The following is a 16,560-nucleotide window of genomic DNA, read 5'->3' on the forward strand; positions in this document are numbered from 1 at the left end:
GGCGGAAGCTCCGCCCCTCGCTTTACCTGAAGTGGCGGATGGCCTTACTGCGCCGTCCAGCCGCCATCCATCGGCAGGGTCGTGCCGGTGATCTGCCTGGCGGCGTCCGAGCACAGGAACAAAGTCAGCGCCGCCAGCTCCTCGACGGTGACGAATTCCTTGGTCGGCTGCGCCGCAAGCAGCACGTCGTGCTTGACCTGCTCCTCGGTCATACCGCGCGCCTTCATCGTGTCGGGAATCTGCTTCTCGACCAGCGGCGTCCAGACATAGCCAGGCGCGATCGCATTTGCGGTGATGCCGTCCTGCGCCACTTCCAGCGCCACCGTCTTGGTCAGGCCGGCGATGCCGTGCTTGGCCGAGACATAGGCCGACTTGAACGGCGAGGCGACCAGCGCATGCGCCGAAGCCGTGTTGATGATGCGGCCCCATTTGCGGCTCTTCATGCCGGGCACCGCCGCCTTGATGGCGTAGAAGGCGGCCAGAAGGTTGATGCGGATGATGGCTTCCCATTTGTCGTCGGGAAATTCCTCGATCGGCGCGACATGCTGGATGCCGGCATTGTTGACCAGGATGTCGAGGCTGCCGAACGCCGCCTCGGCCTCGTGGACCATGGCGGTGACGGCGGCGCCGTCCATCATGTTGGCGCCCGAATAGCGACACTTGACGCCGAAATCCTTTTCGATGCCGGCTCGCTCCTGCTCGATCGCCGCCGCGTCGCCCAGGCCATTGATGGTCACGTTGGCGCCCTCTGCGGCGAAGGCACGCGCGATTGCGAGGCCGATGCCGCTGGTCGAGCCGGTGACGAGCGCATTCTTCGAAGACAGGGAACCCATGGGAGATCTCGCAAGAGGTGGGAGGGACTTATCAACGCAAGAGTTAGAAGAGCAGATAGTTGGTGCAATGCAGCACGACAATGGCACGGCCATGTGTCGGCTCGATTACAGCGCGGCAGCGCCATTTGCCGGCTCCGTGGCAGCGTGTCGCCGGGCTGACACGGCACTGTCATGCTGCCATGCAACATATTTGCCAGCGCATTCGCGCGGGGTCATTTCAAACCTTACCGGGGCACCAGCCATGGAAATCGCCGATGTCGTGAAGCGCGCCTATGCCATGCCGCTCACCAACCCGTCCTTCCCGCCCGGCCCTTATCGTTTCTTCGACCGCGAATACATCATCATCACCTACCGCACGACGCGCGAGGCGCTGGAAGCCGTCGTGCCGGCGCCGCTCGAGATCGACGAGCCGCTGGTCAAATACGAGTTCATCCGCATGCCGGACTCGACTGGTTTCGGCGACTACACCGAGACCGGCCAGGTCATCCCGGTGCGCTACAAGGGCCAGCACGGCGGCTACGTGCATTCCATGTATCTCGACGACGACGCGCCGATCGCCGGCGGCCGCGAGCTCTGGGGTTTCCCGAAAAAGCTCGCCAACCCCAAGATCGTGCATGAGGGCGAGGTCGTGGTCGGCACGCTGCATTATGGCAGCGTGCTCTGCGCCACCGGAACCATGGGCTACAAGCACCGCGAAGCCGACCACGACCAGGTGCTCGCCTCGCTCGCCGCGCCCAACTTCCTCATCAAGATCATCCCGCATGTCGACGGCAGTCCGCGCATCTGCGAGCTGGTCCGCTACTATCTCACCGACATCACGCTGAAGGAAGCCTGGACGGCGCCCGCCGCGCTCGACCTTCGGCCGCATGTCATGGCCGACGTCGCCAAGTTGCCTGTGCTCGACATCGTCTCGGCCGTTCACTTCACCGCCGATCTGACGCTGGGTCTCGGCGAAGTCGTGCATGATTATCTCGCGGACCGCGGCCGATCGGCTGCCGGCGCGAAGGAGCTGGAGAAAGCCGGTGCTTGAGCGTACCCGCAACAAGGCGGCCGCCGCCACCATCCAGGAAATCACTGCGCAATATGACCGCATCGCCCTGGTCTTCCAGGGCGGCGGCGCACTCGGCGCCTATCAGGCAGGGGTCTATCAGGCGCTTGCCGATGCCGGCTGCGAGCCGACCTGGCTTTCCGGCGTCTCGATCGGCGCCATAAACGCCTCGATCATCGCCGGCAACGAGCCGAGCCGCCGCCTGCAGCGGCTGGAGCAGTTCTGGCAGACGATCTCGGGCCGCAAGATCTGGGCCTATACGCCTGAAGGCGACATCTATCGCGATATCCGCAACCAGACCTCGTCATTGATGACCATGACGATGGGCCAGCCGGGCTTCTTCAAGCCGCGCAGCCCGAACCCCTGGTTCCAGCTGTCGGGAGCGGAAGGCGCCACCAGCTTCTACGACACCGCCGAGCTCAAGGACACGCTGGAGAGCCTGATCGACTTCGACGTGCTGAACGACGGCAAGAAGCGCTTGAGCGTCGGCGCGGTCAATGTCAGGACCGGCAACTTCGTCTATTTCGACACCGACAAGGTGCGCATCGGGCCGGAGCACATCATGGCGAGCGGCGCGCTGCCGCCGGCCTTCCCCTCGATCCGCATCGAAGGCGAGTATTACTGGGACGGCGGCATCGTCTCCAACACGCCGCTGCAATATCTGCTCGACCAGGAGGAGGACCGCTCCTCGCTGGTGTTCCAGGTCGATCTGTTCAGCGCCCGCGGCGTGCTGCCGCGCGGCTTGGCCGACGTCCTGTCGCGCCACAAGGACATCATGTATTCCAGCCGCACGCGCCAGAACACCGACAACTTCCAGCGCATCCATGCACTCAAGATGAAGCTGCTCGACGCGCTGAAGCGCGTGCCGCCGGACCAGCTCAAGGACGGCGAGAAGGAACTGATAGCCGACTATTCCGACGCCGGCGTCGTCAACATCGTCCACCTGATCTACCAGCACAAAGGCTATGAAGGCCACGCCAAGGACTATGAGTTCTCCGGCACCTCGATGCGCGAGCACTGGGAGATGGGCCTGGAAGACACCGAGCGCACGTTGCGCCACAAGAAGTGGCTGATGCTGCCCGACAATGCCGATGGCGTCACCATCCACGACCTGCACCGCGAAGACCCGACCTGACGGTCACGCCTCCAGGTGTGTTGAGATTCAGGTCAGGCCGAGCCGGAGTCGAAGACGGGCGCGCAGCGACCAGACAAGGTGGTTTCCGAGAACCGGAGCGGAGCGTACTTGAAGTACGTGAGCACCGGAAGCGCAGGAAGCCATCGTTCGCAGGCCGGCCTCACCTGAATATCGACACACCTAAAACTTGAGATCGGCGCCGGCTCGCAGCAGCAGCCAATAGAACAAGCCTGTCGCGCCGCCCGCAAGCAGCATCGCCAGCAGGAAGCCGCCATGCGTGTGGGTCAGCGGCAGTCCTTCGGTGTTCATGCCGAAGATGCCGACGATCAGCGTTCCCGGCAGGAGCAGCGCGCTCATCACCGCCAGCGCCTTCAGGCTGCGGTTGGATTCGTCCGCCAACTCGGCCGCGACCTCTTCCTGCAGCAGCCTTGCCCGGTCGTTGACCATGACGACTTCGCGGTCGAGCCTTTTGAGGCGTGCCGACAGCTTGCCCAGTATCTCGTGGGCGCCCGCCGACAGCTCCCAGCCGGCACGGTTCTCGTCCAGGAACAGCGCCACCTGCGCCGAGATCGGACGGTGCAGCGAGACGGTTAGGCGACGCACGTCCTTGATCCGGCGCCGCTCGTCGGCCAGCCGCTCGGTGACCAGATGATCCTCGACCTCGTCCAACTGCTTGGTCGCCCGCGCCAGGCGTTCGCTGGCGCTCCTGCAGAAGGCGAGCACGATCGCGGCGAATAGCTCGAAGGCCGAGGCGGGCTTGAATCCTTCCGAAAGCGTCTTGTTGACGTCCTCGACTGCGGCCAGCGAATGGCGCCGGCCGGTCACCAGCAACCGATCCGTCACGGCGAAATGCAGCCGGCCGATGGTGGTCGACCTCCGTCCGATCTCGCCATGCAGATCGGCGGCGATGCCGTGCACGACACCCTTTTCATGCGCCAGCGCCATGCTGTCCTCATGGCCTTCGAGGATCGCATGCGCCGATTGCGGCAGCGCGCAGGCATGGCTGATCCAGGAATGGGCGCGCTGGTCGATAAGGTCGACATGCAGCCACACCCAGCCATCCGGCTCGGCAAGGACCGCCTCGATATCCTTTGGCGCGATCGGCTCGGCCGGTGCATCGGCCTTGCCGCGATAGGCCCATATCAGGCCGGGCGCATGGTGCCGGCTGTCGTCCCAGGCAAGCAGCGTCAGATGCGATGCGTCATTCATGGCTGCCACTCAATCACATGCTCGAAAGCAAGACGGCGCCGAAACCGGCGCCGTCGATGTTGGCGATCAGGCATGAACCGCCGCTCAGAAAACGTGGCGGAGGATCACGAACAGCACGAAGGCCAGCGCGATCGAGCAGGGCAGCGTGAGCACCCAGGCCAGCAGCAGGTTGCGCACGGTCGACCACTGCAGGCCGGAGCCGTTGGCTGCCATGGTGCCGGCGACGCCAGACGACAGCACATGCGTCGTCGACACCGGCAGGCCGAAACGGTCGGCCATGCCGATGGTGATCATCGCGACCAGCTCGGCGGCGGCGCCCTGGCCATAGGTCAGGTGGCTCTTGCCGATCTTCTCGCCGACGGTGACGACGATGCGCTTCCAGCCGACCATGGTGCCGAGGCCGAGCGCCAACGCCACCGCGATCTTCACCCAGAGCGGAATGAACTTCGTCGCGTTGTCGACCGCCTTGTGGTAGTCGGTCACCGCCTTGAGATCGGCGTCCTGCATCGGCAGCAGCTTCTTCTTGTCGATCAGCTTCAGCGCTTCGCCGATCAGGTAGATGTCGTTGCGCGCGTTGCTGACCAGGTCGGTTGGCACGTTGTCAACCGAAGCGTAAGGCTGCAGCCCGGCGGTGGTGTTGTGGATATAGGTCTGCAGCGCGATCGTGGTCTGATCGTTCCAGCTCTTGCTGCGCACGGCCTCCTGCACGGCAGCCTTGGCGGCATTGGCATCGGCGACGGTGACGCCAGGCTTGACGTACTTGCCAAGAGCCTGCTCGACAGACACCGAGGCCGACTTGTAGGCGTCGAGATAGTTGATGTCGGGCGTGCGGTTGAGCGCGTAAGCCGTCGGCACCACGCCGATCAGGATCAGCATGATCAGTCCCATGCCCTTCTGGCCGTCATTGGAGCCGTGCGCGAAGCTGACGCCGGTGCAGGTGAAGATCAGCAGGGCACGGATCCACCATGGCGGCGGCGCATTGCCCTTCGGCGCTTCGTAGAGCGCCGGATTGCGCACCAGGAGCTTCATGGCATAGAGCAGGATGGCGGCGGCGAAGAAGCCGACGATCGGCGAGACCAGCAAGGTGATGCCAACATTGGTCGCCTGCCCCCAGTCGACGCCGCTGGTGGCGCTTCCGGCCGGGGCCATGAACTGGTTGGCGAGGCCGACGCCGATGATCGAGCCGACCATCGTGTGCGAGCTCGAAGCCGGCAGGCCGAGGAACCAGGTGCCGAGGTTCCACAGGATCGCGGCGACCAGAAGGGCGAACACCATGGCGAAGCCGGATGACGAGCCGACCTGCAGGATGAGCTCAACCGGCAGCAGCGACAGGATGCCGAAGGCCACCGCGCCGCTCGAGGTCAGCACCCCGAGGAAATTGAAGACGCCCGACCACATGACGGCGAATTCGGCCGGCAGCGAGCGCGTGTAGATGACGGTGGCGACCGCGTTGGCGGTGTCGTGAAAGCCGTTGACGAACTCGAAGCCCAGCGCGATCAGAAGCGCGATGCCGAGCAGGATCCAGGGCACCGTCTTGGCGATGGCCAGATCCTGGCTGAGCGCATAGCCGACATAGACGATGCCGACGAGCACCAGCACGCCGAAAGCCGGCAGGAACCATTTGGCACCGCCCGATTGTTCCAGGGGATGATCCGGTCTCGGGATCCCCGCCTCACTCGAAACTACGTCCACCATTGTGTCCCACTCCTTTTGCATTGCAGCAAAGAACCGGTGAGGACGCTATGTCCCTAGGATGAAGCTGGTGTGACGCTCTTAACCGTTTGGTCACCACCAAACCGCTTGGTCACTACCAAGCCGCTTGGTCGCCACCAAACTGTTTGGTGAGCTATCCGGCTATCTTCAGGAGCGAGGACACCAGAAGCCTGCGCTCGTCTTCGGACAGCACGTCTGAATCAAACAGGTTCATGCTGCGCATCCCCTCAATGGCGAGATAGCAGACCAGCAATGAGCCGAGGTCGTCCGTCTCTCCCTTCAGGCGTTCGAACAGCTGGCGTTTGAAGGCCTTGATCGGCGTCAGAAAATCGGGATCTTCGGCGATCGCCGAGAACATCCACGACGCCGAGGGTTTCGGCCGCTCGCAGTCGTCGGCCGACAGCTTGATATAGGCTGAGAGGACGCTCTCGTCGCCGGCCTCGGTGGCGCGTGTTTCCAGCGCCTTCTGGAAATCGCTGAGATAGCTTTCGACCAGGCCCTGCATCAGCTTGGCCTTGGTCGGAAAATTGTAGAGCAGGCCGCCTTTCGACACTCCGGCGCGGCTGGCGACCGCCTCGAGCGACAGGCTTCCCGGACCAGCCTCGCGCGCCACATCGGCGGCGGCGGCAAGTATCTTCTCGCGTGAGTTCGCCCTGGGTACTCTCATTGCTTCCCCTACATTAGCCTAGGCGGAATTGACAAGACCGTCCAGCCGGTACAGTAAGGCGCGCCATTTGAAATCGGGACTTATCGTCGATATGTGTCCCGGCATCGATTGTTTTTGCCGGCTGCCGGCTCGAGGGGACTGCCCGTGAAGCGCTTTTTCATCATCGCCGGATTCTTGCTGCTGCTTGCCCTGGTATGCGTCGGCATCGTTGGCTTCAACTTCATGCGCGATGCCGGCATCAAGCAGTATTTCGCCACCATGAAGCCGCCGGCCGCGACGGTCTCGACAGTGACGGTCAAGCCTTCGGTATGGACCCCCGGCATCGAGGCCATCGGCACCGTCAATGCCGTGCGCGGCGTCGATCTCACCCTCGAGACGAGCGGCATCGTCAGGGACATCCTTTTCCACGCCAACCAGAAGGTCGCCGCCGACGCGGTGTTGGTGCAGCTCGACGATGCCGTCGAGAAAGCCGATCTGGTGGCGCAGAAGGCGCAGGCCGCCTCGGACCAGGCGGCGCTGACCCGCGCGATCGAATTGCAGCGGCGCGGCGTCGGCACCGACGCGACGCTTGACGCCGCGCGTGCTGCGGCGGACGCCTCGGCCGCGCAGGTCAACAAGCTGCAGGCGGTGCTCGATCAGAAGCAATTGTCCGCGCCCTTCGGCGGCACCGTCGGTATCCCGAAGATCGACATCGGCCAGTATCTGGCGCCAGGCAACGCGGTGGTGACGATCCAGGACCTGGACACGATGCGGGTCGACTTCACCGTACCCGAACAGCAGCTGCCGCTGCTCAAGATCGGTCAGACAATCAAGCTCGGCACCAATCTCGCCGACATGTCCTTTGCCGGCTCCATTCGCGGCATCGACCCCAAGATCGATCCCGCCAGCCGGCTGGTCTCGATTCGCGGCGAGGTCGCCAATCCGGAAGGCAAGCTGACGCCTGGCCAGTTCGTCCAGATCCGTGTCGAGCTGCCGCAGGAAAACAATGTCATCTCCGTGCCGCAGACGGCGGTGACGACCAGTCTCTATGGCGACTATGTCTTCGTGGTCGAGCCGGCGAAGCCCGCTGCCGCTGCTGCGCCGGCGAAGCCGGATGAGCAGAAGGCCGGCGCCGACAAGGCGGCCGGCGATGCCGCCAAACCGCAGGCGGACGCCACCAAGCCAGCCGACAACGCCGCAAAGCCGGCGGACGCGAAGCCGGCCGACAAAGCGGCCGGCGACGCCGCCAAGCCGGCCGAGGCCGCGCAGCAGCCTGCGCTCACCATCTCGCAGGTCTTCGTCAAGCTCGGCCGCCGCAACAACGGCATGGTCGAGATCGTCGAGGGCCTCAAGGCTGGCGACCAGGTCGTCACGGCCGGCCAGAACCGGCTCTTCAACGGCATGTCGGTTGCCGTCGACAACACCATCGACCCCAGCAAATCGGCGAACAAACAGGTTCAGCAATGAGCTTTTCCGACCTTTTCATCCGCCGGCCCGTGCTGTCGACGGTGCTGGCCTGCCTGATCCTGCTGCTCGGTTTCCAGGGCATCTTCGGCCTGTCGATCCGTCAATATCCCAAGGTTGACGAGACGGCGATCACCATCACCACGGCCTATCCCGGCGCCAGCGCCGACCTGATCCAGGGCTTCATATCGGCCCCGATCGCGCGCGCCGTCGCCTCGACCGAAAACATCGACTACGTCACCTCGTCCAGCCGTCCGTCCTCGAGCACGGTCACGGTGCAGATGAAGCTCGGCTCCAATCCGGACGTCGCGCTGGCAGAGGTGCTGTCGAAGGTCCAGGGCGTGCGCGGCACCTTGCCGGACGCCTCCAAGGATCCGGTCATCGTCAAAGGCACCGGCCAGCAGTTCGCGATGATGTACATCTCGATGCAGAACCCGAACATGACGAAGGAGCAGCTCACCGAATATATCGAGCGCGTCATCCGGCCTCGCATTTCGACCGTGGAAGGTGTCGCCGACGTCCAGATCTTCGGCGCCCAGGAATATTCCATGCGCGTCTGGATCGACCCGATCAGGCTTGCCGCCCGCGGCGCCACCGCCGTGGACGTGCTGACCGCGATCAACAACTCGAACTTCCTGTCGGCGCCCGGCAACACCCAGAACGAATATGTCGTCTCCTCGATCACCGTGCATTCGACCCTGCAGACGCCCGAGGCCTTCGCCCAGCTCCCGATACGCTCGACGGATGGCCAGGTGGTGCGCCTGCGCGATGTCGCGCATGTCGAGCTCGGCGCGAAAAACACCGACACCAGGGTGAGCTTCAACGGCAAGCCGGGAACCTTCCTGGCCATCTTCCCGACGCCTGCGGCCAACCCGTTGACGACCGCGGCCGCGGTCACCCGGCTCGTGCCGCAGATCCAGGAGACGCTGCCGAAAGGCATGACGATCGAGGTCGTCTACGACGCGACCGGCCAGATCAGCGCCTCGATCGAGGAAGTGTTCAAGACCATCGGCGAGGCGGTCGCCATCGTCATCGTGGTCATCCTCCTGTTCCTGGGCTCGTTCCGCTCGGTGATGATGCCGATCGTGACGATCCCGCTGTCGCTGATCGGCGTCTGCTTCATCCTGTTTGCGGTCGGTTATTCGATCAACCTTCTGTCGCTGCTGGCCATGGTGCTGGCGATCGGCCTTGTCGTCGACGACGCCATCGTGGTGGTGGAGAACATCCACCGCCACATGGAGGAAGACGGCATGTCGCCGATGCAGGCGGCCTTCAACGGCATGCGCGAGATCGCGACGGCCATCGTGGCGATGACCATCACGCTGGCCGCCGTGTTCGCCCCGCTTGCCTTCACCGGCGGCCTCACCGGCGCGCTGTTCCGCGAATTCGCGGTGACGCTGGCCGGCTCGGTGGTGTTGTCGGGCGTGATCGCCATGACCATCACGCCGATGATGTCCGCACGCCTGCTGAAGCCGGGCCAGCACGGCCGCTTCCAGCGGATCGTCGATGGAACCTTCAGCCGCGTCGAGCGCGTCTACGAACGGGCGGTCACAGCTTCGCTCAGGAACCGCCCGGTGACGCTGATCATCGTCATCGCCCTCGTCGCGCTGACCGGCTTCATGTTCACCAAGACCTCGACCGAGCTGGCGCCGGAAGAAGATCAGGGCTTCCTGCTCTCGATCGTCACCGCGCCGCGCTATGCGACATCGGATTACACCGAGGCCTACGTCAACCAGATGCTTGGCCTGGTGAAGGACATTCCAGAGACCAGGGCGCAATTCTCCGCCGTTGCCTTCGGCGGCGCGACCAACGGCGCCTTCGTCGGCTTCGCCTTCAAGGACTGGGCAGAGCGCAAGCGCAGTTCGAAGGAGCTCCAGGCCGACATTCAGGGCCGCCTCGCCAAGGTCGCCGGCGTCGAAGCCTTCGTCTTCGCGCCGCCGACGCTGCCCGGCTCCGGCGGCGGCCTGCCGATTTCCATGGTGGTGCGCTCCACCGGAGCTCCCTCGGAGGTCTTCGAGCAGGCGGAGAAGATCAAGAGCAAGGCGCAGGCCTCCGGCCGCTTCATCGTCGTGCAGAACTCGATGTCCTACGATGCGCCGCAGGTGACCGTCACGATCGACCGCGAGCGCGCGGCAGCATTGAACCTGCCGATCGCCGATATCGGCAACACGCTGACGCTGCTTGTGGGCGGCTCCGAAGTGGCGCAGTTCGACCGCGACTCCAACAGCTACGACATCATCCCGCAGGTGCCGCAGGAATTCCGCGACAATCCCGACAAGCTCGGCGAGTATTTCGTGCGCAGCGTCGACGGCAAGATGGTGCCGCTGTCGGCGGTCGTGAAGATCTCGACCAATGCCTCGCCGGCGGCCATCGAGCAGTTCAACCAGCTGAACTCCTCGACGATCTCGGCCTTGCCTCTGCCCGGCGTGACCACCGGCGACGGCCTGAAGGTGCTGGAGGATCTCGCTAAGGAGACCCTGCCCGACACCTTCTTCGTCGACTATTCCGGCCAGTCGCGGCAGGAGAAGGAACAGGGCAACACCATCCTGATCGCCTTCGCGGCGGCGGTGATCGTCATCTACTTGGTGCTGGCGGCCCAGTTCGAGAGCTTCCGTGATCCGCTTATCATCATGATGGCTGTGCCGCTGTCGATCTTCGGCGCGATCGTGCCGCTCAACATCGGCCTGGGGACGCTGAACATCTACACCCAGGTCGGCCTGATCACACTGATCGGCCTGATTACCAAGCACGGCATTCTGCTGGTGGAATTCGCCAACCAGCAGCGTGAAATCCATGGCATGCGGCGCCGCGACGCCATCATCGCTTCGGCCAAGGTGCGCCTGCGGCCGATCCTGATGACCACGGCGGCAATGGCGCTCGGCGTCGTGCCGCTGATCGTCTCCAGCGGCGCCGGTGCAGCCGCGCGCTATTCGATGGGGCTGGTCATCTTCACCGGCATCCTTGTCGGCACCATGTTCACGCTCTTCGTCGTGCCGATGTTCTACACCTTCATCGCCAGCAAGGACCTGCCGCATCTCGCCGAGAAGCCCGATCCGAATCTGATGCCGGCGCTGCCGAGCTGAGACGGCAACCGAAGCGAAAAAAACAAAAGAGGCCGGAAAATTCCGGCCTCTTTTGTTGGCGGCTGCCTCACAGCTTCGCGATCTTGGAAGGCGGCAACCTGCCTGCTACTCTTACCCAGCCGGTTACTTTGGCCAAGCCTTACTTGACAATGACGATGCTGGTGTTGCCGGGGCCGAACACCTCGACCAACTGATAGAAATCGGCCGCTGCATCGGGATGCAACCGCACGCAGCCATGCGAAGCGGGACGGCCGAGACGGCTGATGGCATAGGTGGCGTGGACGGCGTAGCCGCCGCTGAAAAACACCGAATGCGGCATCGGTGCGTTGTCGTATTTTTTCGAATACCACATCTCATGCAGGCGGGTCGGCTTGAACGAGCCGGTCGGCGTGATGTGCATTTTGTCGCCGGTCGACACCTTCCAGGTGTAGGTCGGACGGCCATCGACCGTGACTTCCATGATCTGCTGCGACAGCGAAACCTTGGCGACGATCTGGTTGGCGTGGGCGGCGTTGCCGGCGCCGAAGAGCAGCGCCGCGCCAGTGAGCGCGGCGGCGGTGATGTTGATGAGCTTGGCGGAATTGGCGCAGTGCATGACGATCCCTCTGTTTTTTGCCGTTGTGTCCGGCTTCAATTTCGATGGGCTCTTATCGTGCTCGTCCGTTTCAGACCTATTTCGCTTGATGCTCGTTTCTGTTTCGAATTCGTTTCCACAAATTAACAACGGGACCAGTTGAACGATACCGCGGATCTCTTCGAGACGTGGCGGTCAGGCGTCGTACAATCGGCTTAAGCCAAAAACGAAAGTTCATTTCGTCCGCATATGAAAGACTTGGGCTCATTTTCGAAACCGACTTGCAACAAAGTGCGTCTCCGGCGGCATGATTTGGATACAGGCCGGCGTCAGATTTGACGCAACGGGAACAGACATCCGCAAACGAAAGTGGGCAGGAAATCGAAACTCCGCTCCTGGCTTCCCAGGATCAGCGTCGCGGCGATCGTGCTCGGCGGCGCCGGCTCGGTAGCAAGCCGGCGACGACGCTGGCGGCGATGACTTCCGGCGAGGTTTCGACGCTGCACATGGCTCTGTTCATCGCCACGGTCTGGATTTTGTCCAGCCTGCGCGTCCACCGGCTGAAGGCCTTCTGGCGGGTCGGCCTCCGGTTGATGAGGACGCGCGGCCCCTCCGGCTACTTGCTGCCGAGAGGACCGAAGGCCCGCGCCGCAGCGGGGGGCTCCGTCAGCGGCGCGGGCGCTTCGGGAGTTTCCTGAAGCACCGACGATTTCGAGATTGGGGATTTGAAGAGATGAAGACGAAATTTGCCGCCTCGGTGCTTTCCGCGCTGCTTTACGCGCAGGGTTTGCTGGGCTTTGCCGCTCTTGCGACTGTATTGCTAAAGGAGCGCGCCCAGGCCGGGATAACAGTCAGCGCGAACGTTCCAACTGGACCCTCGGTTATCGTCGTGCGCTGAACGCCAGGCGTTGTCGGACCCAGAATGACCACCGCTTTGGGGAATCCGATGCTCAAAAGCCTCGCTGATCAAAGCTTACTCGTTGCGTGGAACCGGCGGATCGAAACGATAGCCGGCGCCCCTGATGGTGGTGATGGTCTCGGTGTCGAGCTTGCGGCGCAGCCGCACGATGCGCGAATCGATCGAACGGTCGAATGCGTCGGCATTCTCGGCCGGCGCCGCGGCAATGATGTCGTCGCGCGTCAGCACCTTGCGCGGGCTGGCCAGGAACAGCTTGAGCAGCGCCACCTGGCCCGGGGAAAGCTGCTCCTCCGCGCCCGAGTGATGCATCACCATGGCCGACCGCAGGTCGACGGTGGCGTTTTCCAGCACGATCAGCTCGCCGCCGGCCCTGCCGCGTCTCATCAGCAGGCCGCCGATGCGCGCGGCAAGCTCGCGCACGTTGAGCGGGCTTTCGATGACGTCGGCGGCACCCAGCTCGAGCGCCAGCACCTTGTCGACGAGGTCGCGCGGCCGGCAGATCAGGATGAAGTCGGGACCGCCCTCGCCACCCCCGCCCTGGCTGCTGTAACGCCTGAGCAGTTCGCGGCCCTCGGCCTGGGTGACGTCGTCGCCGACGACCACGACATCGATGCCGCCGGCCGAAAGCAGCGTCTCCGCCTCCCAGGGCTGGCGCGCCTGGCGCACATCGTGCCCGCGCCGTTCGAGATGGTCGGCGAGATTTTTGGCCACCACCTCGGCGACGGACACAAGCGCAATGACGGATCGTGCGGCCATTTTCTTCACCCCGCCACAGACAACTCGAGATGAGTGCTGGACATCATGTTTATACCCAATCTACTTTCCGCTGAAAGCGGGAGCGAGCTCGTCGTGAAGGCACGCATCATCGTCGTCGAGGACGAACCGGATCTGAGGGAGGCTGTGGCCGAATATCTCGGCGCCAGCGGCTATGACGTCGTGACAGCCGAGAATGCGGCCGCCGCGCGCGCGCAGTTCGAGGCGCAGTCCTTCCACCTCGCCATCCTCGACATCGCCATGCCTGGCGAGGACGGGCTGTCGCTCGGCCGCTGGCTGCGCTCGAAAACGCAGATCGGCGTCATCTACGCCACGGCCGCCGGCACCGCGCTCGACCGCATCGTCGGGCTGGAGCTCGGCGCCGACGATTATATCGTCAAGCCGTATGAATTGCGCGAGGTGCTGGCGCGGGTGCGCAGCGTGCTGCGCCGCGTGCCGCAGCCGGCCGAGCCGCAGGCGGCGAAGGCAGAAACCGGCAATCGCCGCTTCGTGAATTTCGGCGGCTTCCAGGCCGATTTCGACGGCCGTCTGGTCATCGGCGCCAATGGCGCGGTCATCGAGATGGCCAAGAGCGAGTTCGACGTGCTCGAGGTTTTTCTTACCCGCGCCAACCGGCTTCTGACGCGAGCGGCGATTTCGGAAGCGATCGGCTTCGTCGAGGATCCGGAATCCTCGCGCGCGGTCGACATCCGCATCATGCGGTTGCGAAAGAAGATCGAGGCCGACCCCGCCAATCCGAAATTCCTGCGCACGGTGCGCGGCGAAGGCTATATCTTCTCGCTGCCGAGCGGCGACGCCAACTAGAGCATTCCGGGAATGGCGTGAAACGGCTAGGCTCGGCGCCTTGGCCGTAGCCTTCCGTCCGGAATTGCGTCAAAACAAAGCGGTAGAGCGGTTCGCCGTTTCCGTGGAACGAAGGGACGCTCTGAACGACCGACGTCCGGGCCTTGGATGACCATGACTGCTGATGCAGCACGCCCCGATATGCATGGCTCGCGTCCCGGCGGCGCCGCGATGGCGGCTGTCCATGTCGTGCGCCGCCTGCGCGAGGCAGGCGACTGGCAGCGCGAGATGGACGACATACTGGGGACGATGTGCCGCAAGATGGATTGCCAGCGCGGCATTCTCTTCCGCCTGCGTGAATTGCCGGGCGAAGGCTTCGCCCAGCCCGTCGCCGCCTATTGGATCGACCCTGACTTCGGCGGCGAGCTGGCCTCGCCCACGGTGATCATGCAGTCGATCATCAACTCGGACTCGCTGCTGGAGCAATTGCAGGAAGACGAGCGGCAAGGCAAGATTTTCTCCGGCCACACGCGCGACCTCGAGGGTTTCCTGCGGGCCGATTTCGAGAAGCAGAACATCAAGTCGTTCCTGTCTGTCTCCGTGTTCGCGCATGGCCACCTTTGGGGCACGCTGGCCATCAATGACTGCATCGCTGAGCGCGAATGGACGGATGAGGAAGAAGCGACGCTGCACATCATCGCTTTGGCGATCGGCGATGCCATCGAGCGCTCGCCATCGGAGGCGCATGCCAGTGAAGTGATCCGCCGCACCATGCTGCAGGCCTCACTGGACGCCATCATCGTCATCGACGAGACGGGTTCGATCATCGAATTCAATCCGGCCGCCGAGAAGATGTTCGGCTTCCAGCGCAGCGCAATCCTTGGCAAGGACCTGCTCGATACCATCGTTCCGCTATACTACCGCAAAGGCTATGCCTCTGGCGCCGAATACATGGCTGGCCGCGGCGCGCCGATGGTCGGCCAGCGGCTGGAGACCGTCACGCAGAACGCTGCCGGCGAGATTTTCCCGATCGAGCTGACGGCGACCGAGATGCGCGTTGCCGACCGCCGCCTGATCTTCGGCTCGATCCGCGACCTGCGCGAAAAGCTGCAGGCCGAGGAAGAGATCAACCGCCAGCGCGAGAAGCTGCACCAGAACGAGAAGATGGCGGCGATGGGCTCGCTGCTTGCCGGCGTCTCGCATGAGCTCAACAACCCGCTGGCGGTGGTTGTGGCGCAGTCGACGCTGCTGCACGAATTCGCCGGCGATCCGCAGACCAAGGTCCGCGCCGAGAAGGTGCGCGCCGCCGCCGAGCGTTGCGGCCGCATCGTCAAGAGCTTCCTGTCGATGGTGCGCCTGCACCCGACCGAGCAGGCCGAGACCGATCTCAACCAGGTGGTGCGCTCGGCGCTCGAAGTCACCGCCTATGGCGCGCGCTCCAGCGGCATCATCATCGACACCGATTTCGCGGGCGGGCCGCTGCTTGCCATGGCCGACGCCGACCACGTCACGCAGGTCGCGGCGAACTTCCTCATCAACAGCCAGCATGCGCTTGCAGGCATCGCCGGCGAGCGGCGCATCAAGGTGCGGACGTTCCGCAACGAGCACGACAATCCGGGCTTCTCCGTCGAGGACAACGGCCCGGGTATCCCCGCGGCGATCCGCTCGCGCATCTTCGAATCCTATTTCACCACGAAGCCGGTCGGCGTCGGCACCGGCATCGGCCTGTCGATCTCGAAATCGATCGTCGAGCGTCACAAAGGCAACATCTGGTTCGAGGAGGTCGAGCCGCAAGGTGCGCGCTTCGTCGTGCAGTTGCCGGCGATCGCGGGCGGCAGCGCCGCGCCCGGCGAAGGTCCGGCGCGTTCGAGCGGGCTGCGCCATGCGCTGGTGATCGACGACGAGCCAGACGTCGCCGGCTCGTTGTCCGACATACTCGAGCTGATGGGCGTGAAGTCGCGCGTCGTGGCAAGCTGGACATCGGCGGCGGACGTGTTGAACGGTTATATGCCGCCGGACATCGTCTTTTCCGATCTGCGCATGCCGGGCATCAGCGGCATTGCGATCTACCGCGAACTGCTTTCTCAGCGGCCCGCGCTGGCGCAGCGCTTCGTGCTGGTCACCGGCGATCTGATCGGCGCCAAGGCGGAAATCGAAGCGCTGCCGCCGCAGCAGCGCCCGCACATCCTGGAAAAGCCATTCTCGACGCTCGACGTCCGCGGCATCCTCTCGACCATTGCCGACGAAGCCGCCGCCGACAACGGCGCCCATATCTAGGCTGAGATCGCAACTGAAGAGGCGTGGCCGAGCTTTGAGCTCGCACCGCCATAGGCCCTGTCGAGATTCGGGTCAGGCTGAGCCGAGAACGGTGTATTCCGA

At 64.0% G+C, this 16,560-nt stretch carries 14 protein-coding genes; 8 read left to right on the forward strand and 6 right to left on the reverse strand.

What is annotated here, in order from left to right; genetic code table 11:
- Positions 1–44: 44 nt before the first annotated feature.
- On the reverse strand, positions 45–833 hold the full coding sequence (locus FJW05_RS14235) for a 3-hydroxybutyrate dehydrogenase (RefSeq protein WP_140633068.1): 789 nt from the start codon (positions 831–833) through the stop codon (positions 45–47).
- A gap of 241 nt (positions 834–1,074) precedes the next feature.
- Between FJW05_RS14235 and FJW05_RS14240 the strand changes: the two genes are divergently transcribed.
- Both FJW05_RS14240 and FJW05_RS14245 read left to right on the forward strand, forming a co-directional pair.
- Positions 1,075–1,863: an acetoacetate decarboxylase gene (locus FJW05_RS14240; protein WP_140633071.1), complete on the forward strand. Its 789-nt coding sequence runs from the start codon at positions 1,075–1,077 to the stop codon at positions 1,861–1,863.
- Positions 1,856–3,016 carry a patatin-like phospholipase family protein gene (locus tag FJW05_RS14245; protein WP_140544297.1) on the forward strand — a complete coding sequence of 387 codons (1,161 nt, stop codon included), beginning with the start codon at positions 1,856–1,858 and terminating at the stop codon, positions 3,014–3,016. Before FJW05_RS14240 ends, FJW05_RS14245 begins: the two co-directional genes overlap by 8 nt.
- Before the next feature lie 180 nt (positions 3,017–3,196).
- On the opposite strand, the gene FJW05_RS14250 is transcribed toward FJW05_RS14245, so the two are convergent.
- From FJW05_RS14250 to FJW05_RS14260, 3 genes are all read right to left on the reverse strand, one after another.
- Complete coding sequence (locus FJW05_RS14250) at positions 3,197–4,225, reverse strand: transporter (protein WP_140633074.1); 1,029 nt, start codon at positions 4,223–4,225, stop codon at positions 3,197–3,199.
- Between the two features lie 84 nt (positions 4,226–4,309).
- Positions 4,310–5,920 (reverse strand): inorganic phosphate transporter, encoded by a 1,611-nt coding sequence (locus tag FJW05_RS14255; RefSeq protein ID WP_140544293.1) that lies wholly within the window; start codon positions 5,918–5,920, stop codon positions 4,310–4,312.
- Between the two features lie 151 nt (positions 5,921–6,071).
- Positions 6,072–6,605, reverse strand: coding sequence for a TetR family transcriptional regulator (locus tag FJW05_RS14260; RefSeq protein WP_140544291.1), 534 nt, complete (start codon positions 6,603–6,605; stop codon positions 6,072–6,074).
- Positions 6,606–6,749: 144 nt separating this feature from the next.
- On the opposite strand from FJW05_RS14260, the gene FJW05_RS14265 reads away from it, so the two are divergent.
- The gene (locus tag FJW05_RS14265; protein WP_246673420.1) at positions 6,750–8,051 is read left to right on the forward strand and encodes an efflux RND transporter periplasmic adaptor subunit; all 1,302 of its coding nucleotides are present in this window, start codon (positions 6,750–6,752) and stop codon (positions 8,049–8,051) included.
- The gene (locus FJW05_RS14270; RefSeq protein WP_140633077.1) at positions 8,048–11,131 is read left to right on the forward strand and encodes an efflux RND transporter permease subunit; all 3,084 of its coding nucleotides are present in this window, start codon (positions 8,048–8,050) and stop codon (positions 11,129–11,131) included. Before FJW05_RS14265 ends, FJW05_RS14270 begins: the two co-directional genes overlap by 4 nt.
- 139 nt (positions 11,132–11,270) lie before the next feature.
- Here the strand turns inward: FJW05_RS14270 and FJW05_RS14275 are convergent, their stop codons facing one another.
- Positions 11,271–11,726, reverse strand: coding sequence for a L,D-transpeptidase (locus FJW05_RS14275; protein ID WP_140633080.1), 456 nt, complete (start codon positions 11,724–11,726; stop codon positions 11,271–11,273).
- A gap of 314 nt (positions 11,727–12,040) precedes the next feature.
- Here FJW05_RS14275 and FJW05_RS14280 point away from each other — a divergent pair, with 314 nt between their 5' ends.
- Positions 12,041–12,403, forward strand: coding sequence for a hypothetical protein (locus FJW05_RS14280; protein WP_246673421.1), 363 nt, complete (start codon positions 12,041–12,043; stop codon positions 12,401–12,403).
- 35 nt (positions 12,404–12,438) lie between these two features.
- A complete protein-coding gene (locus FJW05_RS27440) occupies positions 12,439–12,603 on the forward strand; it encodes a hypothetical protein (RefSeq protein WP_181164944.1) in 165 nt (54 codons plus the stop codon).
- 75 nt (positions 12,604–12,678) lie between these two features.
- Here the strand turns inward: FJW05_RS27440 and FJW05_RS14285 are convergent, their stop codons facing one another.
- The gene (locus FJW05_RS14285) at positions 12,679–13,380 is read right to left on the reverse strand and encodes a response regulator transcription factor (protein ID WP_140633083.1); all 702 of its coding nucleotides are present in this window, start codon (positions 13,378–13,380) and stop codon (positions 12,679–12,681) included.
- A 93-nt stretch (positions 13,381–13,473) separates the two neighbouring features.
- Between FJW05_RS14285 and FJW05_RS14290 the strand changes: the two genes are divergently transcribed.
- Positions 13,474–14,202 carry a response regulator transcription factor gene (locus FJW05_RS14290; RefSeq protein ID WP_246673423.1) on the forward strand — a complete coding sequence of 243 codons (729 nt, stop codon included), beginning with the start codon at positions 13,474–13,476 and terminating at the stop codon, positions 14,200–14,202.
- Between the two features lie 153 nt (positions 14,203–14,355).
- Positions 14,356–16,458, forward strand: coding sequence for a sensor histidine kinase (locus FJW05_RS14295; RefSeq protein WP_181164946.1), 2,103 nt, complete (start codon positions 14,356–14,358; stop codon positions 16,456–16,458).
- Positions 16,459–16,560 lie beyond the last annotated feature (102 nt).

Source organism: Mesorhizobium sp. B2-9-1 (assembly GCF_006439455.1).
GTDB lineage: Bacteria > Pseudomonadota > Alphaproteobacteria > Rhizobiales > Rhizobiaceae > Mesorhizobium.

Excerpts from the sequence above, each read along its gene's own strand:
- FJW05_RS14250 (WP_140633074.1), bottom strand. The coding sequence starts at position 4,225 with ATGAATGACGCATCGCATCTGACGCTGCTTGCCTGGGACGACAGCCGG.
- FJW05_RS14295 (WP_181164946.1), top strand. The coding sequence starts at position 14,356 with ATGACTGCTGATGCAGCACGCCCCGATATGCATGGCTCGCGTCCCGGC.
- FJW05_RS14235 (WP_140633068.1), bottom strand. The coding sequence starts at position 833 with ATGGGTTCCCTGTCTTCGAAGAATGCGCTCGTCACCGGCTCGACCAGC.
- FJW05_RS14240 (WP_140633071.1), top strand. The coding sequence starts at position 1,075 with ATGGAAATCGCCGATGTCGTGAAGCGCGCCTATGCCATGCCGCTCACC.
- FJW05_RS14260 (WP_140544291.1), bottom strand. The coding sequence starts at position 6,605 with ATGAGAGTACCCAGGGCGAACTCACGCGAGAAGATACTTGCCGCCGCC.
- FJW05_RS14270 (WP_140633077.1), top strand. The coding sequence starts at position 8,048 with ATGAGCTTTTCCGACCTTTTCATCCGCCGGCCCGTGCTGTCGACGGTG.
- FJW05_RS14255 (WP_140544293.1), bottom strand. The coding sequence starts at position 5,920 with ATGGTGGACGTAGTTTCGAGTGAGGCGGGGATCCCGAGACCGGATCAT.
- FJW05_RS14275 (WP_140633080.1), bottom strand. The coding sequence starts at position 11,726 with ATGCACTGCGCCAATTCCGCCAAGCTCATCAACATCACCGCCGCCGCG.
- FJW05_RS27440 (WP_181164944.1), top strand. The coding sequence starts at position 12,439 with ATGAAGACGAAATTTGCCGCCTCGGTGCTTTCCGCGCTGCTTTACGCG.
- FJW05_RS14285 (WP_140633083.1), bottom strand. The coding sequence starts at position 13,380 with ATGGCCGCACGATCCGTCATTGCGCTTGTGTCCGTCGCCGAGGTGGTG.